This is a genomic window from Fibrisoma limi BUZ 3, from assembly GCF_000296815.2.
Classification (GTDB): domain Bacteria; phylum Bacteroidota; class Bacteroidia; order Cytophagales; family Spirosomataceae; genus Fibrisoma; species Fibrisoma limi.
The window spans coordinates 240,711-261,927 of record NZ_CAIT01000005.1; the positions used below are offsets into that span (position 1 = coordinate 240,711).

The window sequence follows — 21,217 nt, forward strand, 5'->3', positions numbered from 1 at the left end:
GTTCGTCAGCCGGGCCGTTTATGTCTGGTGAATCCAAGTTGACTACGCGGTTTTTAGGAGTTCCGGCAGCACCGATTTCCCAAACGAATCAATGAAGCGCTGCTGGTCCCGGTTGACGTTGTGCAGCGTGAGTAGTTCGAAACCCAGGTCGAGGTAGTCGGTCAGCCACGCCAGGTGCCGGGCCGGATCGGACGATACGTTAATCATAGAAACGATTTCGTCTTCACTCACGAATTGGCTGGCGGCATCAAACTGGTCGGGCATCCGCAATTCAGTCAGTACGTTGTTGGGAAGGATGTTGACCCGCCACTGCTCATGGGCACCACGTAGGGCGGCTTCATCTGTTTCGGCGTAGGACAACTGTACTTTCAGATGCATCGGCTTGCCTTCGCCACCTCCACGCCGGAAGGCATCCACAACCTCCCGCAGCTTCTCAACGGGCTGCGAGATGGTCAGCAGTCCGTCCGCCCACGAGCCGACCCATTCCGCCGTTTTAGCGGTAACGGCCGCGCCAAAAATCAGGGGTTTCACCGCCGGGCGGGAATACAGTATGGCTTCTTCGACCGTAACCAGACCCTTGTGCGACACGCATTCGCCGTTCCACAGAGCCCGGATAATATCGACACACTCTTTTAGCCGCGCGTTACGATCGGCTTTGGATGGCCATTTTTCGCCCGTAATATGCTCGTTCAGCGACTGCCCGGTCCCGACAGCCAGCCAGAACCGGTCTGGAAACATGTCGGCCAGCGTTGCGGCCGCCTGAGCGATGATGGCGGGATGATAGCGTTGTCCTGGGGCATTGACGACGCCGAACGTGAGCGACGTAGCCTGCATGGCAGCACCCAGCCACGACCAGGCAAACCCACTTTCGCCCTGCTGGTTGGTCCAGGGGTGGAAATGGTCGGACGAGGAGCCGGCCGTAAATCCGGCTTGTTCGGCCAGTTGCACATTGGCCAGCAACGTACTGGGCTTGAACTGCTCGTGCGACGCGTGGTAACCAATCTTAATCATGCGCGTTTAGTATGAGGAAAAGTGAGTGGCTTGAATCAATGCAGCAGATGGCTCAGATCGCCCGCCCGGAACCAGCGATACCCGTAGGCATTCAGTGTAATGCGGTGCTTTCCTTTGTCGTCGGCTCCCTGCTCGTGGTTAGCGATCAGATCAACAAGTTTGTGTTCGTGGGGTACCTTGAGGTCCAGTAGCACTTCGCGCGGCTTTTCGTCGAAGTTGTGGAGGATTACCAGCGACTGCCCCTCGCGGTTATAGTGCATGGCCAGCACGGGGGGCACGTCAGTTTTCAGAATTTGCCAGTCACCCCACCCAATCTCCGGGCATTCTTTCCGCAGCCGCATCATGGCGGTCATCCAGTTGAGCAGGGAGGCAGGAGCACGACGCTGGGCTTCAACGTTGACGTGCTGGAATGCGTAGGGGCCTTCGTCAATGACGGGGTGTACCAGTTTGTCGGCGGCCGAGAAACCAGCCTGCGAACTGTCGGTCCACTGCATCGGGGTCCGCACGGCCTCCCGCTCCGGCAGGCTGAGGTCGTCACCCATGCCAATTTCGTCGCCGTAGCGGATCACGGGCGTTCCTGGCAGCGAAAACATCAGGCTATAAGCCAGTTCGGTTAGCTGGCGGCTACCCAGCATCGGCGAAAGCCGTCGACGAATACCACGGTGGTAAAGCTGCATGTTTTCGTCAGGTCCGAAGCGGTCAAATACGCGCTGCCGTTGCTCCTCGGTTAGGCGACCCAGGTCCAGTTCGTCGTGGTTGCGCAGAAACTGGGCCCACTGCGCCATCTGAAAGTTGATGCGCGTATCCTCCAGAGCCTTTGCCAGCGGCTCGATGTCGCCCGTAGCCAGTGCATAAAACAGGTGCTGGTTGACGAAGAAATTGAACATCAGGTGAATGCCATTGCCTTCCTCGCCAAAGTATTGTGTTGTTTCTTCCGGCAATACGTTGGCTTCGCCCAGCAGAATCGCGTCGCCTTTCCGCCATTGCAGAAACCGGCGCATTTCCCGCAGATACTCAAATTTTAACGTAGGTTCGGCCTCACCGGGAGCCGGAGTTTCGAGGATAAACGGTACGGCATCTACCCGGAACCCTGCTACGCCGAGTTGCAGCCAATAACCCATGATCCGGCGAATTTCGGCCCGAACCTCATCATTGTTCATGTTCAGGTCGGGCTGGAAATCATAGAATCGGTGGAAATAATACGCTTTTGCCTTTTTGTCGTACGTCCAGGTAGCTTTCTGCACACCGGGAAAGACCATGCCTTCGTCCCAATCCGAGGGCTTTTTCTTGGACCAGACGTACCAGTCGTGGTGCATGGCGTCTTCTGAGCTACGGGCATCCTGAAACCAGGGGTGCTGATCGGAGGTGTGATTAACGACCAGATCGATAATAACCTTGATGCCCCGCTTGTTGGCCTGGTGCATGAACTCAACGAAATCGCCACTGGAGCCGTGCTGGGGATCAACGCCGTAATAATCGCGGATGTCGTAGCCATTGTCCTTATTGGGTGTTGGCTGGAAGGGAGCCAGCCATACCGTATCGACGCCCAGGGCGTGGAGGTAGTCGAGCCGACGGCAGAGGCCCTCAAAATCGCCGATGCCGTCGCCGTTGCCGTCCATAAAGGTTTCCAGATCGAGGCTGTAGATGATGGCGTTCTTGTACCAGAGGTCTTCAATCATGTTAAACCGTTCCGTTTTGTAGTGAGTGCATTATCGTCTGAACTAATTCTGGCCGACAGGGTAGGAGATTATTACGGAACGGCCGGATTTTTTGAGTCGGTACCGATGTCGAATCGCTGTCGGTTAACCGGCTGCTGTTGAATTGCAACCATTGATAGCGTTCGCGGGAGCGCTCAGAATCAACCTTTTACTAAAGTGATTTGGCTGCGTCAGGAAGAAATGGATAACTTCCTCGATCAAATCCTATCCCTACCCTGATGAATCGTTCCTACCTAACCACGCTGACACCGATGCGGGGTATTGCGGCCGTGCTGGTCGTCATCTTTCACTTCAACCTGCTGGTCTTGCCGATCATTGATCCCGCCATTACGCAGTTGCATCGGCGCTGGTACCTGCTGGTCGACTTTTTCTTTATTCTAAGCGGCTTCATCATTACCTACGTGTACGGCGACTGGTTCGAGAACCGCGTGACGGTCACATCGTTTCGGCGCTACATGGCGGCCCGCTTCGCTCGGATTTATCCCCTTCATTTCGTAACGCTCCTGTGGGTAATTGCCCTGTATATTCTGGTCGTTCCGGTCTACCATGTCAAATTAAGCCCGGTCGAACAGGGTGTGTTCGACGTACCAGCTATTCCGCTGCACGTATTCATGCTGCATGGTTTTCTGTCGGTGTCGTCCGCAACCTGGAACACACCAACCTGGTCGATTGGCTGCGAGTGGCTGTTGTACCTGCTGTTCCCTGTGCTGATGCTTGGTTTCCGTCGATTGTCAGGAGCGGGTCGATATGCCATGTTGGGCGTTGTGCTGGCTTTATACGTGTACCTGACCCAGCCGGTCGAAAACCATCCTATGTACAAACCCTGGCTGCCAACGCTCACCAACACCATCGACGATCTGCGGTTTCCAGGTAGCTTTTTGCGGTGTTTTGCAGGCTTTTTGCTGGGTATGATTTCTCTGGAAGCGTACACGCGCCGGTGGGGGCAACACGTATTAGGCCGTAGCGCGGTGTTTACTACGTTGGTACTTGGGTTGGCTGTCTGCTTTCATCTGCAAATACTCGATACGCTGACCGTCTGGGCTTTCCCGCTACTGATTTTGGGGGCCTGCTATAATGCCGGACGCGTGTCAAAACTCCTGGAAAGCCGTCCGCTGCAACGACTGGGCGATTGGTCGTATTCCATTTACATGGTTCACATGCCCATTCTGTTTTCGTTTCTGGCGGTGCAGCTTATTACGGCCCCGGCTGACAAGAAACCCGCTGAACCGGTAACCTACGGGCCAGCCGGACCCATTGCCTGTGGCATTTATCTGGCGCTGGTAATCGCCGTAGCGGCCCTCATGCATCGGTTTGTCGAAGTGCCAGGCCGACGATTCTTCAACCGTTCCCTAAAAGCTAAACAATCCGTAGAACCCGAAGTCAGTTTTTCCTGAAATTGAGCGACTGTTAAAAAATGTGAACATTGCCAACGCTTCACAACCATTTTTAACGGAAATAGCTCACGTAATTTGCCCGAGATGTCGACTTGTACCAGCGCGGCTCCAGGTCTTTATTAGTCTAAACCCTTTTTCGATGAAACGCAACAACTATTCCCGACGAGATTTTGCCTTTACGCTGGGCATGGGTAGTCTGGCAGCCGGAACCTGTCTGCTGCCACAAACCGGACTGGCCGGATCGGCCGCCGATACAGCCAATATCAACCACATTGGGCCTAAAGAAGGATTTACTCCGCAAATTGGCACGTTGATGTCCATGCTGGATTGGGTGAGCGATACGGTGATCAAGTACCACTCAAAGCTAAGCGTAGACCAACTGGACTACCTGCACGATAAAGACTCAAATTCCATCGGTTCGCTGATGATGCACGTAGCCGCTACGGAAGTGATTTATCAGGACATTACGTTCCACAACCTTAACGGGTTCTCCGAAGCCAATAAGCCCAAATGGAACGTAGCGATGGAGTTGGGCGAGGACGCCAGAAAGCAAATTAAAGGTAATCCGCTGAGCTACTACAAAGACGCCATCGATGAAGCCAGGGCGATTACCAGGCGGGAAATGAAAAAACGGGACGACGCCTGGTTGCTGTCGGGCGAAACCAAGGAGTGGGACTGGAACAACTACTGCAAATGGTTTCACGTAACCGAACACTACGCAAATCACCGCGGCCAGATGACCTGGTATGCGAAACGTATACCGAAATAGCTAGCCACTGAACCAATGAGCGCAACCAATCAACTCCTTCAGCAGGTCGCCATGGCCCGTCGGCAGTACATAGCCAGCCTGGCCGATTTTGATGAACAACAGGCCCAATGGAAACCCTCGCCCGATAGCTGGAACGCAGTGGAAATCACCGAGCATTTGTTCTGGGCCGAGCAGGGCGGCATATTAGGGATGTGGAAGACCCTGCTGGGTATCCGGGCCGGAACGGTCAGTTACGAAGGCACCAGTTCGAACGACGGGCTGCCCATTGACGAAATCATCCGGCTCACGTGGCAGGAGAAAGAAATTGTACCGGCCGTGGCGGCTCCGCGAATGGGTGGACCGCTGGGGTTCTGGAGTGCAGCCCTGGCCGGACTTCAGTCCAGTCTGGACGCATTTGGCGAGTTGCTAACCGACGAGGAACTATCAATGAAGGCGCATCCGCATCCCATTTCGGGACCAATGACCTTTGGGCAACGACTCGAATTTCTGCGGTTTCATATTGATCGGCACCGGGGGCAGGTCGAAAACCTGAAAATGGCGCGGACTATGGTTGCCGGAACTGTCGACTCATAACCAGTTACTTTTGATTTAATATGGAAAGCTTTACGCCCCGGGAACAGATCGTTGAAGTAGTAAATCGGCTGTTCGTGTATACGGACTACCAGGAGTGGCAGAAAATTCAGGATGAGGTATTTGCCGACAACCTGTTCTTCGATATGTCGTCGCTGGGAGGTGAGTCAGGGCAGATGACGTCGAAAGCCGTGTGCGATACCTGGCAGCAGGGTTTCGTAGGGATTGACGCCATTAATCACCTGGCCGGTAACTACCTCGTGCAGATCAATGGCAATGAAGCCGACGTATTTGCCTACGCAACCGCAACGCATTACAAGAAAGCCGCCAATGCGGGCAAAACCCGGGAATTTGTCGGTAGCTACGATCTGCATCTGGTGCAGACCGAAAAAGGCTGGCGAATTGACCGATTCACCTACAACCTGAAATACGCGAGTGGTAACCTTGATCTTACATAAAGCGTTGCCACATACCAAAAAGAAAAAGACCGTGGCTTGCTTCATAACAAGCCACGGCTTTTTCTTTTTGGTATAGCGTACCTTTTCAGGCCGTTTGAACAGAGGTATAAACGCCCACGGGTTGTAGTGTCGACTGCTTAGCGGTTGACGCTGCTTTCAGGCGTTTGTGGTAGAAAACGTAGGAGCCTGCGCCGAGCAGGATGAAGATTAGCATAGGTGACCACATGGCGAAGGAGATGCCGCTGTTGTAGATTGAATACGTAGCGCCGACCAGATCAATGAACAGACCGGCGTAAGCCCACTCTTTAATCCGAGGAAACCCCGGTACTAATATGGCCAGCACCCCAAACAACTTGGCCCAGCCCAGAAACGGAATCAGGTAGGCCGGATAACCCATGTCCTTGAATCCCTGTACGGCTTCCGGCGAAACCAGAATGTCGGGAATGGCGGAGCCCAGCATAACGAATGAAAATAGACCCGTAAAGATCCAGTACGCGATGTTTGTCGTTTTCGTTGTTTTTGCAACGGAGTTTGCGGGTTGATTTGGCGTTGTCATGTCGTATTGTTGTTTGGTGAACTACATGACAAATATACCGCACATTCTGGGCCTCGACGGGGGGTGAAAACGGCAATAATAGGGGCATTTGCGACAGGGTTTACCGCGTCATCCAGACCCGAAACGCTTCACCCGACCGGAACTCCGAACGATCGGCTGGGAGCTCCATAAACGCGTCCGCATCGAGGAGATTAGCGAAGTCTGCCGAGCCGGAACCGGGCAGGGGATGCGCTATTGTGCGGCCATCCGGTTCGGACGAAAGCCGGACAGGCAGGAAGTACGTCAGCGCCGGATCGAACAGAATCGTGCGGGCCAGTTGCGCATAATGCGGGCGCTCGGCAGGTAGTCCCAGCGACGCCCGCAGAAACGGCATGACGTAGCGACAGGCGCACAGTACCGTCGAAACGGGATTGCCGGGCAGTGCAAACACGGCCTGTCCGGCCTCGGTCGCACCAAACCAGAGGGGTTTGCCGGGTCGCTGATCAACCTTATGAAAGTGTTTCTGAATCCCCAGCCGGGCCAGCACGTCGGGCACAAAGTCCGCTTTCCCGGCCGATACGCCCCCGCTAAGAATCAGCAGGTCGTGGTTAGTCAGCAGATCGGTCAGGATGTCTTCGAGGGCCAGTTCGTCGTCGGCGATGTGATGGAGCGTAGCCGTGATACCAAGCGACAGCAAAGCCGCTCGTAGCATGTACGTATTCGACCGCCGGATCTGGTAGGGGAGTGGAGTTTCAGTCAGTCCCACCAGTTCGTCGCCGGTCGAGATCAGGGCAACCCGGGGCAGGGTCGACACTACAACAGACGCTCGGCCGACAGATGCCGCTACGGCAATCTCAGATGGTCCCAGCAGCATTCCGGCCGAGATCAACTCGTCACCAGCCCGGCGGTCGGTAGCCCGGTGGTGTACGTTCTGGCCCGGTTGCAGGTCGTCGATGAGGATGGTGGCCTGGCCGTCGGCGATGGTTACGTCTTCGTAACGCACGACAGTGTCGGCCTGCGCGGGCAACATCGCGCCCGTCATGGCTTCCAGGCAGATGGTTTCGTCGGTTAACGTCTGCTGCGGCTGTCCGGCGAATTGCGCCCCGGCGATTCGGAACTGTCGGGCACCCCCGGCGTAGTGCTCGTACCGGATCGCAATGCCGTCCATCGATACCCGATCAAACGGTGGAAAGTCGCGGTCGGCCAGTACCGGTTCCTGCAATACGCGACCGGTCGCTGCGGCTAATGAAACCGATTCGGTTGGTAAACGGAGCAGATGTTGCTGGGTGATAGCGAACGCTTCGGCGACGGAGAGCATATCGGTATTGATTGTTGCGTGGGATTATAGAACTTTGAACGACTTTGCGGGCTGTATGTTCAATATTCGGCATCAGCTCTATGATTTAAAAACGGCAATGAACGATTTTTCACACCTCGACGCACAGGGCAATCCGGCGATGGTCGACGTTGGGGCCAAAGCGATTACGCACCGGACAGCCCGCGCCCGCAGCGTAGTAACGCTGAACGAGGAGATTATGCGGCACCTGACCGGCACGGATATTCAGACGAAAAAAGGGCCGGTATTCCAGACGGCGATTATTGCCGGTACGATGGCCGCCAAACGTACCGACGAGCTGATTCCACTGTGTCACTCACTGGGGCTGGAAAACTGCCGGATCGTCATCACAACCGAAGGCCATGACGCAATTGTTGAATGCCGGGTGTCGACCCAAGGGAAAACGGGTGTCGAAATGGAAGCGCTGGTGGGGGCGTCGGTTGCCGCGCTGACCATCTACGATATGTGCAAAGCCTTCTCGCATGACATCGTAATCCGCGAAACCAAACTGCTCGAAAAAACCGGTGGTAAACGCGATTTTCGACGCGACTAGCGCCAGCCCGGCTCCGTTGTACGGACTGGTACTGACCGGCGGCCGTAGTACGCGCATGGGTCAGGACAAGTCGCTGCTGGTTTACCACGGAAAACCGCAGCGCGAACACCTGACGGATTTGCTTCGACCGTACTGCGCCGAGGTGTGGTGGTCTGTAAACCCGGATCAGGTGGCTACCGTAACCGATCCTGCACAGCGATACGTTGTGGATGCCTTTGCCGTAAATAGCCCCCTGAATGGTATTCTGTCGGCGTTTCGGCAGAACCCGTCGGTAGCCTGGCTGGTTGTCGCCTGCGACATGCCGCGCTTGACGAGCCTCACGCTGGATGCATTAGTTGCCGGACGTAACCCGGCCAAAGTGGCTACTACGTTCTATGATTCGGACGGGCAGGCGCCGGAGCCGCTGCTGGCCATCTACGAACCGGCAATCGGCCCGGTATTGCAACAGCGGCTGGCTGAGGGAGTTATTTCGCCCCGCAAGATCCTGATGGAAAACGACAGTCAGGTGCTGACCGCGCCGGATGTTCGGGAGTTGTTGAACGTCAACGATCCCGACGCTCGTGCCCGGTGGCAGTCGTAAAACATCGGACCGTAATCTCGGTTAGTTTGAGAAAACGACCACCATGAATCCATTCCGACGTTTTATGCTGGCAGCCGGCTCGGTATTGCTGGGAACCAGTACGCAGGCACAGCAAGCAAGTCCAACACTGCGGGATTTTACGGAGCAGCGGATGCAGCACCAAAAAGTGATCGGCTATACGCTGGGTAGTTATGCCCTCGCGAATATTGCCGTCGGGGCTATTGGAGCCAGCCAGTCCTCCGGCGAAACGAAGTACTTCCACCGGATGAACGTGTACTGGAATCTGGTCAATCTCGGCATTGCGGGGGCGGGACTGCTGGGCGCCCGTCGGAAAGGAGCCGGTGACGAAACGCTGGGACAAGCCATCCGGCAGCACGAGAACATGAAGCAAATCCTGCTGCTAAACGCCGGTCTGGACGTAGCGTACATCGTTGGGGGCGCGTATCTGCTCGAACGGGCAAAGAATCGACCCGAAAACCGTGATCAACTGCGGGGTTTTGGTAAGTCGGTCATCGGGCAGGGTGGCTTTCTGCTGGCGTTTGACGTAGTGAACTATTTCATCTTTAAAAAACGCGGTGATCGGCAGGCGATGCAGTTGGTCGGGGCTGCTCCCATGGGCGTTGGTGTGGTGCTCCCCATTAAGTAGGAAGGACGAAAGCCTGCCTGTGACGTAAAGAAACCGCGTGTTATACTATATAATTTACGCGGATGAAAACCCGCGCTACCTATGACAGACGAAGATTTTTTGCGCGAAGCCATTCGACTGGCCCGCGAGGGTATGCATACCGGCCAGGGCGGTCCGTTCGGGTCGGTGGTGGTGAAAGATGGGCAGATCGTAGGGCGGGGCAGCAACCAGGTTACGTCTACCAACGACCCGACTGCCCATGCCGAAGTGGTTGCCATTCGCGACGCCTGCCGGAACCTGGGTACGTTTCAGCTCGAAGGCTGTACGCTCTATGCCTCCTGCGAGCCCTGTCCGATGTGTCTGGGGGCGATTTACTGGGCGCGGCCAGACCGGATTGTGTACGGCGCTTTCCATTCGGATGCCGCCAAAGCCGGTTTCGACGATCAGTTCATTTACGAAGAAATTGAAAAACCTCGTGAGCAGCGGCACATTCCCATGACGCAATTGCTCCGCGACGAAGCCGATGCCGTGTTTCAGGAGTGGCAAGCCAGCGAAGGCAAGACATTGTACTGAGTCGGTGAATGGGAAAAGCCGTACTTTTGTCGAACGAAGCGGTGACCAGTTTACGGGATTCGGTTTTCAAAGCTACAACAACCGAAGGCCGTACACTGAAAACCGTAAACCAAAAACTTGTTGCGCATGTCTCAGAAAATTGTTCGCGTAGGCGATATCGACTGCGGCTCGGACGATCTGTTCCTGATCTCCGGTCCCTGCGTCATTGAAGACGAAAAAATCATGATGACGGTCGCCGAGCAGCTTCGGGAAATTGCCGAGCGGCTTGGTATCAAAGTCATCTATAAATCATCGTTCCAGAAAGACAACCGCTCCAGCCTGGACTATTATAGCGGGCCGGGGCTGGAAAAGGGTATCGCGATTCTGGCGAAGGTGAAAGAGCAGTTCGGTTTTCCACTTCTGACCGATATTCACTACCCTGACCAGGCCGCGCCCGTGGCTGAGGTGGTCGACGTATTGCAGATTCCGGCGTACCTCTGCATGCAGTCGCAGTTGATCGTGGCCGCGGCTCAGACGGGCCGGGTTATCAACGTGAAGCACGGGCAGTTCCTGGCGCCCGAGAACATGAAGCACCCGGTCAAGAAGATCGAAGATTCGGGCAATGAGCAGATCATCCTGACCGAGCGCGGCTATACGTTCGGCTACAACGACCTCGTGGTTGACCCACGCAGCTTTTACCACATGGCCCGGACAGAATACCCGGTGGTATTCGACGTAACGCACGCCATCCGGAAGTACGGCATCCCATCGAAAGACGCGAAAGGCGGTGCCCGGGAGTACCTGCCGGTGCTGGCCCGGGCGGGCGTTGCCGCCGGTGTTGATGGCCTGTTCATCGAGGCCCATACGTGCCCGTCGGAGGCTCTCTGCGATGCCGCCAGCCAGCTCGATATCCGCTACCTGGAGGAGTTCATGAAGCCACTGCTGGAACTCCACGCCATTGAGGTAAAATACCGTAACACCCTGCCGGAACTGGCTTGATAGATATAAGATGTATGAGATAGGATGTATGATGTAGTCCATCATACATCCTATCTCATACATCCCAACGTATGATTAACGTCGAGCAAACCTTCACCGCCCTGGGTGGGCAATTCATTACGCCGGCCGCCGAACTGGCCCAAAAACTACGGGCTATAAAAGCTGTTGTCTTCGATTGGGATGGTGTATTCAACGACGGTATCAAAACCGGCTCGGGCAGCAGTCCATTCAGCGAGGTCGATTCAATGGGGACCAATCTGCTCCGGTTCGGATTCTGGCTGCATCACGGCCGGACACTACCCGCCGTGGCGATTGTAACCGGAGTTACCAACGAAATGGCTGATTTGCTGGCGGCTCGCGAGCACTTCCACGCCTGTTACTCGCAGGCCAAGCACAAGATTGAGGTGCTGGCTCATTTTCTGGATCAGCATGGGCTGCAACCACAGGAAGTGGCCTTCTTCTTCGACGATGCGCTCGACCTTTCGGTAGCCGAGGTGGCCGGGGTGCGGATCATGATTCGGCGGACTGCCAACCCGCTGTTTACCCAGTACGTTATCCAGAATAACTATGCGGACTACGTAACGGCTCACATGAGCGGTCAGTTTGCCGTGCGCGAAGGCTGTGAATTGATGCTGGGGTTGCTCGGGCAGTTTGAGCCGGTAATGGTCGAGCGGCTTCGGTATCGACCCGTTTATGATCAGTACTACGCTCAGCGGCAGGCCGTCGAGCCCATGTTCTGGACGGTCGGCCCAGATGGTCCCGAGCGTAAATAAATTAGCCCGCCGGTCAGACGTACCGTCAGACCAAACCGTATGGTGGTAGGATCGATAACGGTCTGACGGTACGTCTGACCGAACCGTATGGATGATAGGAATCGCTACTGGTCTGACGGTACGTCTGACCGTGCTGCTGAATTCGCCAATTTTGTAAATGCAGTATGATTATTGGAATTATTCCTTCCCGCTACGCATCAACGCGTTTTCCCGGTAAACCGCTGGCGGACATTGATGGGAAACCCATGATTCAGCGGGTGCTGGAACAGGCACGTCAGGTAAAGGCGTTTGCACACGTACTCGTAGCCACCGACGATGATCGAATCGCCAATGTCGTGCGGGAGGCCGGGGGCGTAGCCGTTATGACCCGTTCGGATCATCCCAGTGGCACCGATCGTTGCTGGGAAGCCTACAGCCGACTGGTAACCGACGGAACCGTATCGGCCAGTCCGTCCAACTACATTATTAACATTCAGGGAGACGAGCCTTATATCAACCCGGCTCAGATCGACGAACTGGCGGCCGTGCTGGATGGAACCGTCGAACTGGCTACACAGATGTCGCCGGTCGATTCAGCGGAGGTGCTGCATAGTCCGAACGAAGTGAAGATCACGGTTAGTGGCCGGGGTGAAGCCTTGTATTTCAGTCGCCAGCCAATTCCGTACCTGCGCGGTGTCGACGACATGTCGGTCTGGCACGAACGCCATGCCTACCACCGTCACATCGGGTTATACGCTTACCGGGCCGATATTCTGGAGCAGATCACGCAACTACCACCGTCGTCGCTCGAAAAAGCGGAGTCGCTGGAGCAGCTTCGGTGGCTGGAAGCCGGCTACCGGATCAAACTCGTTCCAACGCGCTACCAGAGCCAGAGCGTAGACGCCCCGGCGGATGTGGAGAAAGCGTTATTAAGCCGGAGACCATAAGCTAATCCGGTTGCTAACAGGTTTGTCGTTAGTATCCCAGTGACTACGAACCACGAACCACAAACTACAAAAGCATGTCCTCTCATCACATCGTCCGCGACAAGCAGGAACCAGCGCTGTTGATTGCCAACGGCGAAGCCTGCCAGCCCGAACTGATCGGTCAACTGCTGGAATGGAGTCCGCGGGTGGTCGTACTCGATTCAGCCATCTGGCGGGTGCTGGAACTGGGCATCAAAGTGGATGTGCTGCTGGGTGATTTTGACCGAAACCTTGACCTCGACGCGATTCGGGCGCAACAGTACCCGCTGGAAATCATTCACACCCCGGATCAGAATAAGACCGATCTGGACAAAGGCATTGAATACTTAATTGAAAGTGGGTATCCGGCCGTGAACATCATCTGGGCCACAGGTCGGCGGGCGGATCACAGCCTGACCAACATGACCAATATTGTCCGCTACAAAAACCGAATCCGTATCGTAATGCTGGACGATCACTCGAAAGTGTTTCCGCTCGTGGGCCGATTCGAGAAGTGGTACGAGAAGGCAACACCCATTTCCCTGATCCCGGTTGGTACGGTGGAAGGAGTGGTAACGGAAGGCTTGCTCTACAATCTTCACGACGAAACCCTGACGCTCGGCTACCGTACCAGCAGCAGCAACGAAGCCGCCGACGATGGATTCGTTCGCGTTTCGGCCCGGTCGGGCGATCTGCTGGTGATGGAGTGCTGGGATTGACGATGGTGTACTGGAAATAGCCGCAAATCAGGATTGATTACATCGACCTGCGGCTATTCCATTGCCAGGTTAATCAGGGATTCCGAATGCCTGCTGAACGGCTTTGTAATCATTGTAATCAATAGCCCCTTGTCGGCCAGTTGGTGTGCCTCCCGGAATAATTACGTAGCGCATCTCCTGAGAGCCAAGCGAATACGAAGCTAACAGTTCAACACGACCAACATAGAAGCGTTGGTGGACACTGTAGCTGGTGCCTCCAATGACCTGGGCATAGGGCAGGCTCAAAACCCGGCCACTTTCTTTCCAATATACGCGAATGTCGGCTCGGTCGAGAACCTGCTGGGTGATGGCAGGAGCCGTCAGATTGCCTGTGTAAGAAGTGCCGCTGCCTGAAAACGAAACCGATGTCCAGGGCGAATAGATCACGTTGGCTGTACCCGGGTCACCTTTAGGGCCCTGAGGACCCGCAGGGCCTTGCGGACCCGCTGGGCCTACCTCGCCTTGTGGACCCGGTTCGCCGTCCTCCGGTTGGCAACCCTGAAAACTAATCATACCAACGAATAGAGTGGCAATCAGCAGCCAACTTGTCTGTAAACGTTTCATTAAGGTAGAAGTTGAATTGGTTTGACATAACATTTAGACGTAATCGGCTAAACGGATGGAAACAACAACTCCCGTAAACAAGGGAAATCCCTTGCGTTTATGAGTAGAAATACGAGGACAGATACGTAAAAACAACCTGATGTTATAAATTATTGATATATAATAGGTTACAAATGAAAAACCCCGCGCCAGATTGACGCGGGGCAACTTTTAGGTTAAGCGTACTAATGATTAATATGGCTGAGCCGGATGAGCCATCTCCTCGGCTTTCTGAACCGCTTCCTGATTGGCTTCATTATTGACCTGACCGTGCTTCTGGCGGTCGCCGGCTTGCTGGAGTCCCTCACGCACCCGCCGACCATAGTCCTCGTCGCACTGGCTGAATAACTCAACCATTTTGTCCTGAATATGCTGTTCAGCGCCCGATAGCGCATCGACCAGGTTGTTGATCAGGTCGTCGCGCTCCCAGTCCTCAAACAACCGGTAGCGTTCGCCGGCCTGACTGAAATTGTTGGTCCGGTCAATTGGCTGACGTACCAGGTTACCGGCAATGTACGGCGTATGGTCCGGAGCCTTACGTTCAGGCTGTTTCAGGCCGTTCAGCGACGACGGTTCGTAATTGACGTGCGGATTCTGGCCCGGTGCCGTATCCACCCGGTACTGCATCTGGCCGTCGCGCTGGTTGGTCGCTACGTGCTTCTTGGGCGCGTTGATCGGCAGTTGCAGATAGTTTGTGCCTACCCGGTACCGCTGCGTATCCGAATACGAGAACGTCCGGCCCTGAAGCATCTTGTCGTCGGAGAAATCAAGTCCGTCGACCAGAACGCCCGTACCGAAGGCCACCTGCTCAACCTCATGGAAATAGTTTTCCGGGTTTTTGTTCAGAGTCATTTTACCCACCGGCATCCAGGGGAACTGATCGGTTGGCCAGAGTTTCGTATCATCGAGCGGATCGAAATCCAGTTCCGGGTGTTCGTCGTCGCTCATGATCTGCACCAGCAACTCCCACTGCGGATAGTTACCCGCTTCGATGGCGTCGTATAGGTCCTGCGTCGCGTGGTTGAAGTTTTTGGCTTGAATCTGCTCAGCTTCGGGCTGTGCCAGGTTCTTGATACCCTGCAGCGGCTCCCAGTGGTATTTCACCAGTACGCCCTCGCCCTTGTCGTTTACCCACTTGTATGTATTCACGCCCGAACCCTGCATCTGCCGGTAGTTGGCCGGAATGCCCCAGGGCGAGAACAGAAACGTGATCATGTGCATGGCTTCGGGCGTATTGCTGATAAAATCAAAAATACGGCCGCCGTCCTGCCGGTTGGTAAGCGGGTCGGGTTTGAAGGCATGCACCAGATCCGGGAACTTCATGGCGTCGCGGATGAAGAACACCTTCAGGTTGTTGCCAACCAGGTCCCAGTTGCCATCCTCGGTATAGAATTTTACGGCAAAACCGCGGGGATCACGTAGCGTTTCGGGCGAGTGTCCACCGTGAATAACCGTCGAGAAACGAACGAAAACCGGCGTTTGCTTGCCTTTTTCCTGGAACAGCTTCGCACGCGTGTATTTCGAAACCGGTTCGTCACCTACCGTACCGTAGGCTTCAAAAACACCGTGGGCACCGGCTCCGCGGGCGTGAACAACGCGCTCGGGTATGCGCTCCCGGTCAAAATGGCTGATTTTTTCGAGAAAGGGGTAGTTTTCCAGCGTGGTTGGCCCGCGACTGCCGACCGTGCGCACGTTCTGGTTGTTGTATAACGGGTGTCCCTGGCGGGTAGTCAGCGTCTGATCGGTTGGCTGATCCTGCGGTTGCAGACCGGTTGCGCCGAATTCAGGTCCGGGGGTAGGTTGATTCCCATTCTGGTTGCCAGATGGGTTTCCATTCGTGTTGTTTTCCATAATCTCGATGTTTGTTGTCGAGTAATTGGTTGAACCAGATTAACCCAATAGACAAAAAATGGTTTTGCTCACAGATGCCATTTCGCTCGGCTAATTGCCGAATCGGTTGAGTATCAGTTGTTAGCTCAATCATTGATTAGCGCATATTGACCAACCGGTGCTTCACTGTGTTCCTTACGGGCCTGGGGCTGCACATCAATCGGTTGAAGGGCCTGCGTTCGGTTCAGAAAAATAAGGCCGTCGTAGCGTTCAGTCAGGCGTGTTGGAACGTAGTTACCCTGCTCCTGGTTCGGATGGTACACTACACCAATGGCCCGCTGGCCGCGGGTCTGCGCCAAGGTGGAGTCGGTGCGGAGCTGATTCAGGAAAAGCAATTTGTTGCCTGGCGTGACGCGGTGCAACAGTTCATCCCAGCTACCCGTCGGCGATTGTGGGACGGGCATCCGGCGGAGTGGATTCCCCCAGCGGTCGGCCGCGATAACCTCACCCTGATACGTGCCAAACCCGACGATGTACACGCCCTCGCTACCGTGCGACTCGCGCACCAGTTGCCCCAGATTGACCATGCCGTAAGGGGCCATGTCTGTGTATCGGGCATCGCCGACATGCGTATTATGCGCCCAGACAATAGCCTTTGCGTTCGGGCCGTGGAGTTTCATCAGCCGGTCGAGCGTAGTGGCCATGTGCCGGTCGCGGATGTTCCACGATTCGGCATCGTCGCGTACCATCTCGTAGTAGTATTGCTCGGCGTTCACGGCCGTGATAGCGTTCTGTAGTACGTTAAACGTGGCCGTATCTTTCTGGTTGCTGTACCGCGCCTGCACCCGTTGCCGCAATTGATCCAGGGCGTCGGCGCAGCGGATGCCGCGTAACGTAGCCAGCGCATACGCCTGCTCGTCACCCCGGTAACCGTCGAAGCAGGCGAGGGCGTTGCGGGCCATCTGAGCCGTTTCGGGGTCGGTTGGTCGCAGGGTGGTGGCCAATACGTTGAGCGACTCCCAGAGACTATACACGTCGAGGCCGTAGAAACTGGCCTTTCGGTCGGGGTGCTGGTCGTTGTACGTTCGCATCCACTCGGCCAGCCGGGCGATTTCGGCGTTGGCCCACATCCACGTTGGCCAGCGGTTAAATGCCTGCAATACTTCGGTGGCCCGGCCGGGTGACCCTAGACCCTGTACGTAGCTGTTCAGGACGTAGGCATCGGGCCAGTCTCCTTCGACGGCCACGAACGTAAAGCCTTTTTCCGCGATCAGCCGCCGGGTGATTGCCGCCCGCCAGGCATAAAACTCGGCTGTGCCGTGTGAGGCTTCACCGAGCAGAACGTAGCGCGAGTCGCCGATATCATTCAGCAGCGAGTCCAGATCGCCTTCAAGTTCGAGCGGTACCGTTCCTTTTTGCAGGGTATTGATAAGCTGATCGTCACCGAGGCTTTCTATGGTTTCCTCGCGGCCTGGCGCCAGGCCGTCGGCCGCCCATGAAATGATATAAAAAGGATGCCTGTTCATAATCCTCTCAGTCATTTACTTATTGGGAAAAGTGGCTGGCCGTCGATTAGGTTGGCAGGGCTTGCTGGAAATAAGCGAACGGTCCTGGCCCAGCGACGGCTGGATGTGTCGGCTCCCTCGTAAGTAAATGCCAGGTTTCGTTACCTTTGGTCTTATGGCGCTTGCCTAAACCTTTCAACCATGATTTTGCTATTTCGAGTGCTTAGTACGTTTGTAGTAATAGTTGGCTTCGTCGGTGCTGCAATGGGCCAGAACAAAGCCACCACCCGCGATGCTGACCGGCGCGATTGGCTTCAATTGTTCAATGGCAAAGATCTGACCGGCTGGGACATCAAGATTACTGGTCAGCCCCTCAACGATAATTATAAAAACACCTTCCGGGTCGAAGACGGAATCCTGCGTATTGTCTACGACCAGTATCAGAGTTTTGACGGCAAATACGGCCACCTGTATTACAACAAGCCTTTTTCTCACTACATCATTCGGTTTACGTACCGCTTTGTGGGGAACCAAACTCCCGGTGGAGCCGCCTGGAACGTCCGGAACAGTGGCGTTATGATTCACTCACAATCGGCTAAGAGCCTATCGATGAAGCAGGATTTTCCGGTATCGCTGGAGATTCAGTTGCTGGGTGGGCTGAGCAAAGGCGAACGGCATACGGCCAACCTCTGCACCCCCGGTACGCAGGTGTACATGAACGGCAAACTGAACCCGGCGCACTGCATTGATTCGAGATCCAAAACCTACGACGGTGATCAGTGGGTAACGGCCGAGGCCATCGTATTAGGCGATTCGGTTATTCACCATCTGGTCGAGGGCGACACCGTACTGACGTACCAGCGGCCGGAGGTCAGCAGCTACTTCGTCAGTAATGACTACAACTGGCAGGCTGCCGGTGTCGACAACGCAAACGAGTGGATCAGCCGGGCCAACAAACCACTGGTTGATGGCTACATCGCCTTGCAGGCCGAGAGCCACCCGATTGATTTTCGCACCGTGGAGGTGCTGAATCTGAAAGGATGCATGGACCCTAAAGCGCTCAACTACAAATCGTATTACGTAAAAGCCGATAACACCCAATGCCGGTATGGAACAAAATGAGTCGGTGGTTATTCAGCCGAAAACCGTAACCAGCCGTATTACATCCATCGATGTTGCGCGGGGCCTTGTCATGGTGATCATGGCGCTGGACCACGTTCGCGATCTACTCCACACGGCCGCGCTGACGCAAAACCCTGCCGACCTGGCAACGACCACACCCGCCATTTTCATGACCCGGTGGATTACCCACCTATGCGCCCCGACGTTCGTGTTTTTGTCGGGTATGTCGGCCTATCTGTCGTTGCAGAAACAGCGTGCATCGGGTCCGCCGAGTTGGTCTGCCCGCAGCTTTCTGTTGAAGCGGGGCCTGGTGCTGATTCTGCTGGAACTGACCATCATCAATTTCGCTTTTTGGTTCGACCTACAGTTTCGGACCATTATGCTTCAGGTGATTTACGCCATCGGCGGTGGTTTCGTGCTGCTGGCGTTTCTGTCCCGGTGGCCCGCCCGCTGGCTGGGCATCCTAGGGTTGGTGATCATCTTCGGCCATGATCTGTTGCTGCTGGTACCCCCCTTCGACGATCAGACCGCCCGTTTCATCTGGTCGCTATTTTTCCGAACGGACCTGTTCAATTTCAGTCCACAGTTTGTGGTGTTGGTGGGCTATCCGCTCATTCCGTGGCTGGGTATCATGTTGGCGGGTTATGGTTGTGGGCAGTTGATGGAACGCCCGGCAGGTCGTCGACAGCAGGTATTGCTGCGGATTGGGCTGGGGGCAGTGGCGTTGTTTGTTGTGCTTCGGCTGCTCAACGTCTACGGCGACGTGGCTCCCTGGTCTGCCCAGAAAGACGGTCTGTTTACGTTGCTGTCGTTTATCAACGTCAGCAAATACCCGCCTTCGCTACAATACACTTTGCTGCTGGTCGGGCTGGGGCTGCTTGTGATGGCATTGGCGGAGGGGGCCGATAACGCGATGACGCGCGTGCTGACCGTCTATGGCAAGGTGCCGATGTTTTACTACATCCTGCATTGGTACCTCGTTCACCTGTCGATGATTGCGATGTCGCTGTTCCAGGGATATTCGCTCGCCGATATTCCCGCCGGGCCGTTGAATTTCGGTCGGCCTGATGGGGCCGGTGTCTCCCTACCGGTAGTCTATCTGGTCTGGATTACGTTAGTGGCTGCGCTGTATCCGCTCTGCCGCTGGTATGGGCGCTACAAAGCCGCTCACCCGGAGAAGGTGTTGTTGCGGTACATTTGATGCCTACTCTTTGAAGCACACATACGTTTCAACAACCTGGTCGCCGTTGAGGTCCTGATATTTTAGCGTAAATGTTTTTTGGTCGAGAAATTCCAGCAATTTGGTTATCACCGGAGCTGGCGACGTACCTGAGTTCAGGCTGCTCTGAAAAATCGTTACGCTACCATTTTCACAGCGGTGTGATCCGCCCAATGGCCCTCCAGGGCAGGAGGTACTCGTAATAACCTGACCACCTAAGCGCCCGGTCTGGAACAGAAATCGGTTGTCTTTTTCGCAGGGGAGAATCGCTTCCTGGTTGTTTCGAAGCTTACTGACGAGCCGCCACGTAAGGCAGTTGCTGACGCGGGCGTAGTAATCGTCGCAGGTGATCTGCTGAACCGGGCGATGGTCCTCGCAGGAGAGCAGCATCGTCCACAGCACAACGGTGCCGATAGTGGTGAAAAGTCGTTTCATGATGTGGTTTTGGTGTCGTTTGACGTTGCTATCTAATTCGGGCACCCGATAAAATCTAATCAGCCGTATAGTAAATGTAAGTCATTGGTTATCTGTGCATATGCAGAGCGCACTGAGGATGGCTGTCAATTTGATAAAGAATGGAAAACAGCAATAAATTAAGCGCTGGGCAATGGATGGTAACCGGCGGGCTGGGGGGAGTATTGGCCGGTTTGGTATGGCGTACTCGGCGGCAGCTTCTACAACAAATCCAGGAACAGTAGGTTGACCTGCTGGTTATCGTAGCTGCTTCTGCTAGCTATAGCAAAAACGCCGGACGTATGGCCCGGCGTTTTCAGGTTAGACTGTATGGACGGCGATCAAAAGCGAAAGCAGGTTTAAATTCAGTGTTCGCTGAGTGATCAGCCTTCAGCTTCAGGCGGTCATCTTAATTAGCGACTTTATCCGCCGTTTTAGTGGTTGCTTTCGCTGTTGCTTTCATGGCTTTAGCGTCACTTTTCAGCTCTTTTTTTACTGCTTTTTTTTCTTTCTTGCGAGCCTCAGCCAGCTTTGTTTTGTCGTCGGACACGTACGGAACTTCAAGACCTTTCTTGTCTCTGGCATCGGCCCGCTTTTCAGCCGCTTTAGCCAGTTTCTTTTCCGACTTCATTTCCTTTTTTGCTTCTTTAGCCTGTTGTACGGCCTGAGCGAGAACGGCGTTAGCAGACAAAAACAGAATACACGTAGCGGCAACAAGTACTTTTTTCATGGTCGTTGAGATGTTTTAGTATGAGCCTATCAGCTTGATAAGCATTCCTGATTGACACTAACGAGATGAAAGTTAAATTGTTCTAATAGCTTATTAATCAGATATTTATCTACTTAATTTATAGGGATAAAAAGTTAGTGCAAAGGTGTAATTCTATTTACTTGTCAATCAGGACATAAT

23 protein-coding genes are annotated in these 21,217 nt (G+C 54.8%); 14 read left to right on the top strand and 9 right to left on the bottom strand.

Features of this window, described 5'->3' with window-relative positions:
- Positions 1–42: 42 nt before the first annotated feature.
- Positions 43–1,011, bottom strand: coding sequence for a TIGR03885 family FMN-dependent LLM class oxidoreductase (locus BN8_RS05840; protein ID WP_009280889.1), 969 nt, complete (start codon positions 1,009–1,011; stop codon positions 43–45).
- A 35-nt stretch (positions 1,012–1,046) separates the two neighbouring features.
- Positions 1,047–2,690 carry an alpha-amylase family protein gene (locus BN8_RS05845; RefSeq protein ID WP_009280890.1) on the bottom strand — a complete coding sequence of 548 codons (1,644 nt, stop codon included), beginning with the start codon at positions 2,688–2,690 and terminating at the stop codon, positions 1,047–1,049.
- Between the two features lie 257 nt (positions 2,691–2,947).
- Here BN8_RS05845 and BN8_RS05850 point away from each other — a divergent pair, with 257 nt between their 5' ends.
- The 4 genes from BN8_RS05850 (at position 2,948) to BN8_RS05865 (ending at position 5,920) form a co-directional block, all read left to right on the top strand.
- Positions 2,948–4,123 carry an acyltransferase family protein gene (locus tag BN8_RS05850; RefSeq protein ID WP_009280891.1) on the top strand — a complete coding sequence of 392 codons (1,176 nt, stop codon included), beginning with the start codon at positions 2,948–2,950 and terminating at the stop codon, positions 4,121–4,123.
- A 139-nt stretch (positions 4,124–4,262) separates the two neighbouring features.
- Complete coding sequence (locus tag BN8_RS05855; protein ID WP_009280892.1) at positions 4,263–4,892, top strand: mycothiol transferase; 630 nt, start codon at positions 4,263–4,265, stop codon at positions 4,890–4,892.
- Between the two features lie 15 nt (positions 4,893–4,907).
- Positions 4,908–5,465, top strand: coding sequence for a DinB family protein (locus tag BN8_RS05860; RefSeq protein WP_040005483.1), 558 nt, complete (start codon positions 4,908–4,910; stop codon positions 5,463–5,465).
- Between the two features lie 20 nt (positions 5,466–5,485).
- The gene (locus tag BN8_RS05865) at positions 5,486–5,920 is read left to right on the top strand and encodes a nuclear transport factor 2 family protein (RefSeq protein ID WP_009280894.1); all 435 of its coding nucleotides are present in this window, start codon (positions 5,486–5,488) and stop codon (positions 5,918–5,920) included.
- A gap of 85 nt (positions 5,921–6,005) precedes the next feature.
- Here BN8_RS05865 and BN8_RS05870 read toward each other — a convergent pair whose 3' ends face one another.
- Both BN8_RS05870 and BN8_RS05875 read right to left on the bottom strand, forming a co-directional pair.
- On the bottom strand, positions 6,006–6,476 hold the full coding sequence (locus BN8_RS05870) for a DoxX family protein (RefSeq protein ID WP_009280895.1): 471 nt from the start codon (positions 6,474–6,476) through the stop codon (positions 6,006–6,008).
- Positions 6,477–6,576: 100 nt separating this feature from the next.
- Positions 6,577–7,773, bottom strand: coding sequence for a molybdopterin molybdotransferase MoeA (locus BN8_RS05875; RefSeq protein ID WP_009280896.1), 1,197 nt, complete (start codon positions 7,771–7,773; stop codon positions 6,577–6,579).
- A 97-nt stretch (positions 7,774–7,870) separates the two neighbouring features.
- Between BN8_RS05875 and moaC the strand changes: the two genes are divergently transcribed.
- The 8 genes from moaC (at position 7,871) to BN8_RS05915 (ending at position 13,536) form a co-directional block, all read left to right on the top strand.
- Complete coding sequence (moaC, locus tag BN8_RS05880; protein ID WP_040005558.1) at positions 7,871–8,344, top strand: cyclic pyranopterin monophosphate synthase MoaC; 474 nt, start codon at positions 7,871–7,873, stop codon at positions 8,342–8,344.
- Entirely contained in the window at positions 8,316–8,924 is a 609-nt protein-coding gene (locus BN8_RS05885) for an NTP transferase domain-containing protein (RefSeq protein WP_229367763.1), read from the top strand. The genes moaC and BN8_RS05885 overlap by 29 nt, the downstream gene beginning before the upstream one ends.
- A gap of 43 nt (positions 8,925–8,967) precedes the next feature.
- Positions 8,968–9,570: a DUF6992 family protein gene (locus BN8_RS05890; RefSeq protein WP_009280899.1), complete on the top strand. Its 603-nt coding sequence runs from the start codon at positions 8,968–8,970 to the stop codon at positions 9,568–9,570.
- Between the two features lie 81 nt (positions 9,571–9,651).
- Entirely contained in the window at positions 9,652–10,122 is a 471-nt protein-coding gene (locus tag BN8_RS05895) for a nucleoside deaminase (RefSeq protein ID WP_009280900.1), read from the top strand.
- A gap of 126 nt (positions 10,123–10,248) precedes the next feature.
- Positions 10,249–11,100: a 3-deoxy-8-phosphooctulonate synthase gene (kdsA, locus tag BN8_RS05900; protein ID WP_009280901.1), complete on the top strand. Its 852-nt coding sequence runs from the start codon at positions 10,249–10,251 to the stop codon at positions 11,098–11,100.
- Positions 11,101–11,171: 71 nt separating this feature from the next.
- Positions 11,172–11,873 carry a phosphatase gene (locus BN8_RS05905; RefSeq protein ID WP_009280902.1) on the top strand — a complete coding sequence of 234 codons (702 nt, stop codon included), beginning with the start codon at positions 11,172–11,174 and terminating at the stop codon, positions 11,871–11,873.
- A 164-nt stretch (positions 11,874–12,037) separates the two neighbouring features.
- Positions 12,038–12,799 carry a 3-deoxy-manno-octulosonate cytidylyltransferase gene (gene kdsB, locus BN8_RS05910; protein WP_009280903.1) on the top strand — a complete coding sequence of 254 codons (762 nt, stop codon included), beginning with the start codon at positions 12,038–12,040 and terminating at the stop codon, positions 12,797–12,799.
- Between the two features lie 74 nt (positions 12,800–12,873).
- Positions 12,874–13,536: a thiamine diphosphokinase gene (locus BN8_RS05915; RefSeq protein ID WP_009280904.1), complete on the top strand. Its 663-nt coding sequence runs from the start codon at positions 12,874–12,876 to the stop codon at positions 13,534–13,536.
- A 69-nt stretch (positions 13,537–13,605) separates the two neighbouring features.
- Here the strand turns inward: BN8_RS05915 and BN8_RS05920 are convergent, their stop codons facing one another.
- From BN8_RS05920 to BN8_RS05930, 3 genes are all read right to left on the bottom strand, one after another.
- Positions 13,606–14,139, bottom strand: coding sequence for a hypothetical protein (locus BN8_RS05920; RefSeq protein ID WP_040005484.1), 534 nt, complete (start codon positions 14,137–14,139; stop codon positions 13,606–13,608).
- A gap of 231 nt (positions 14,140–14,370) precedes the next feature.
- On the bottom strand, positions 14,371–16,029 hold the full coding sequence (locus BN8_RS05925; RefSeq protein WP_009280906.1) for a catalase: 1,659 nt from the start codon (positions 16,027–16,029) through the stop codon (positions 14,371–14,373).
- A 125-nt stretch (positions 16,030–16,154) separates the two neighbouring features.
- A complete protein-coding gene (locus tag BN8_RS05930) occupies positions 16,155–17,534 on the bottom strand; it encodes an erythromycin esterase family protein (protein ID WP_144051597.1) in 1,380 nt (459 codons plus the stop codon).
- A 243-nt stretch (positions 17,535–17,777) separates the two neighbouring features.
- On the opposite strand from BN8_RS05930, the gene BN8_RS05935 reads away from it, so the two are divergent.
- Both BN8_RS05935 and BN8_RS05940 read left to right on the top strand, forming a co-directional pair.
- Entirely contained in the window at positions 17,778–18,635 is an 858-nt protein-coding gene (locus BN8_RS05935) for a 3-keto-disaccharide hydrolase (RefSeq protein ID WP_009280908.1), read from the top strand.
- The gene (locus tag BN8_RS05940) at positions 18,622–19,836 is read left to right on the top strand and encodes an acetyltransferase domain-containing protein (RefSeq protein WP_009280909.1); all 1,215 of its coding nucleotides are present in this window, start codon (positions 18,622–18,624) and stop codon (positions 19,834–19,836) included. The genes BN8_RS05935 and BN8_RS05940 overlap by 14 nt, the downstream gene beginning before the upstream one ends.
- A gap of 3 nt (positions 19,837–19,839) precedes the next feature.
- Here BN8_RS05940 and BN8_RS05945 read toward each other — a convergent pair whose 3' ends face one another.
- Both BN8_RS05945 and BN8_RS05950 read right to left on the bottom strand, forming a co-directional pair.
- Positions 19,840–20,289 (bottom strand): hypothetical protein, encoded by a 450-nt coding sequence (locus BN8_RS05945; RefSeq protein WP_009280910.1) that lies wholly within the window; start codon positions 20,287–20,289, stop codon positions 19,840–19,842.
- Positions 20,290–20,716: 427 nt separating this feature from the next.
- Positions 20,717–21,037 carry a hypothetical protein gene (locus tag BN8_RS05950; RefSeq protein ID WP_009280911.1) on the bottom strand — a complete coding sequence of 107 codons (321 nt, stop codon included), beginning with the start codon at positions 21,035–21,037 and terminating at the stop codon, positions 20,717–20,719.
- Positions 21,038–21,217: the final 180 nt, after the last annotated feature.

What these genes read in the sequence shown, in the direction of transcription:
- BN8_RS05840 (WP_009280889.1), bottom strand. Translation starts at nt 1,011, where the DNA reads ATGATTAAGATTGGTTACCACGCGTCGCACGAGCAGTTCAAGCCCAGT.
- BN8_RS05845 (WP_009280890.1), bottom strand. Translation starts at nt 2,690, where the DNA reads ATGATTGAAGACCTCTGGTACAAGAACGCCATCATCTACAGCCTCGAT.
- BN8_RS05850 (WP_009280891.1), top strand. Translation starts at nt 2,948, where the DNA reads ATGAATCGTTCCTACCTAACCACGCTGACACCGATGCGGGGTATTGCG.
- BN8_RS05855 (WP_009280892.1), top strand. Translation starts at nt 4,263, where the DNA reads ATGAAACGCAACAACTATTCCCGACGAGATTTTGCCTTTACGCTGGGC.
- BN8_RS05860 (WP_040005483.1), top strand. Translation starts at nt 4,908, where the DNA reads ATGAGCGCAACCAATCAACTCCTTCAGCAGGTCGCCATGGCCCGTCGG.
- BN8_RS05865 (WP_009280894.1), top strand. Translation starts at nt 5,486, where the DNA reads ATGGAAAGCTTTACGCCCCGGGAACAGATCGTTGAAGTAGTAAATCGG.
- BN8_RS05870 (WP_009280895.1), bottom strand. Translation starts at nt 6,476, where the DNA reads ATGACAACGCCAAATCAACCCGCAAACTCCGTTGCAAAAACAACGAAA.
- BN8_RS05875 (WP_009280896.1), bottom strand. Translation starts at nt 7,773, where the DNA reads ATGCTCTCCGTCGCCGAAGCGTTCGCTATCACCCAGCAACATCTGCTC.
- moaC (WP_040005558.1), top strand. Translation starts at nt 7,871, where the DNA reads ATGAACGATTTTTCACACCTCGACGCACAGGGCAATCCGGCGATGGTC.
- BN8_RS05890 (WP_009280899.1), top strand. Translation starts at nt 8,968, where the DNA reads ATGAATCCATTCCGACGTTTTATGCTGGCAGCCGGCTCGGTATTGCTG.
- BN8_RS05895 (WP_009280900.1), top strand. Translation starts at nt 9,652, where the DNA reads ATGACAGACGAAGATTTTTTGCGCGAAGCCATTCGACTGGCCCGCGAG.
- kdsA (WP_009280901.1), top strand. Translation starts at nt 10,249, where the DNA reads ATGTCTCAGAAAATTGTTCGCGTAGGCGATATCGACTGCGGCTCGGAC.
- BN8_RS05905 (WP_009280902.1), top strand. Translation starts at nt 11,172, where the DNA reads ATGATTAACGTCGAGCAAACCTTCACCGCCCTGGGTGGGCAATTCATT.
- kdsB (WP_009280903.1), top strand. Translation starts at nt 12,038, where the DNA reads ATGATTATTGGAATTATTCCTTCCCGCTACGCATCAACGCGTTTTCCC.
- BN8_RS05915 (WP_009280904.1), top strand. Translation starts at nt 12,874, where the DNA reads ATGTCCTCTCATCACATCGTCCGCGACAAGCAGGAACCAGCGCTGTTG.
- BN8_RS05920 (WP_040005484.1), bottom strand. Translation starts at nt 14,139, where the DNA reads ATGAAACGTTTACAGACAAGTTGGCTGCTGATTGCCACTCTATTCGTT.
- BN8_RS05925 (WP_009280906.1), bottom strand. Translation starts at nt 16,029, where the DNA reads ATGGAAAACAACACGAATGGAAACCCATCTGGCAACCAGAATGGGAAT.
- BN8_RS05930 (WP_144051597.1), bottom strand. Translation starts at nt 17,534, where the DNA reads ATGAACAGGCATCCTTTTTATATCATTTCATGGGCGGCCGACGGCCTG.
- BN8_RS05935 (WP_009280908.1), top strand. Translation starts at nt 17,778, where the DNA reads ATGGGCCAGAACAAAGCCACCACCCGCGATGCTGACCGGCGCGATTGG.
- BN8_RS05940 (WP_009280909.1), top strand. Translation starts at nt 18,622, where the DNA reads ATGGAACAAAATGAGTCGGTGGTTATTCAGCCGAAAACCGTAACCAGC.
- BN8_RS05945 (WP_009280910.1), bottom strand. Translation starts at nt 20,289, where the DNA reads ATGAAACGACTTTTCACCACTATCGGCACCGTTGTGCTGTGGACGATG.
- BN8_RS05950 (WP_009280911.1), bottom strand. Translation starts at nt 21,037, where the DNA reads ATGAAAAAAGTACTTGTTGCCGCTACGTGTATTCTGTTTTTGTCTGCT.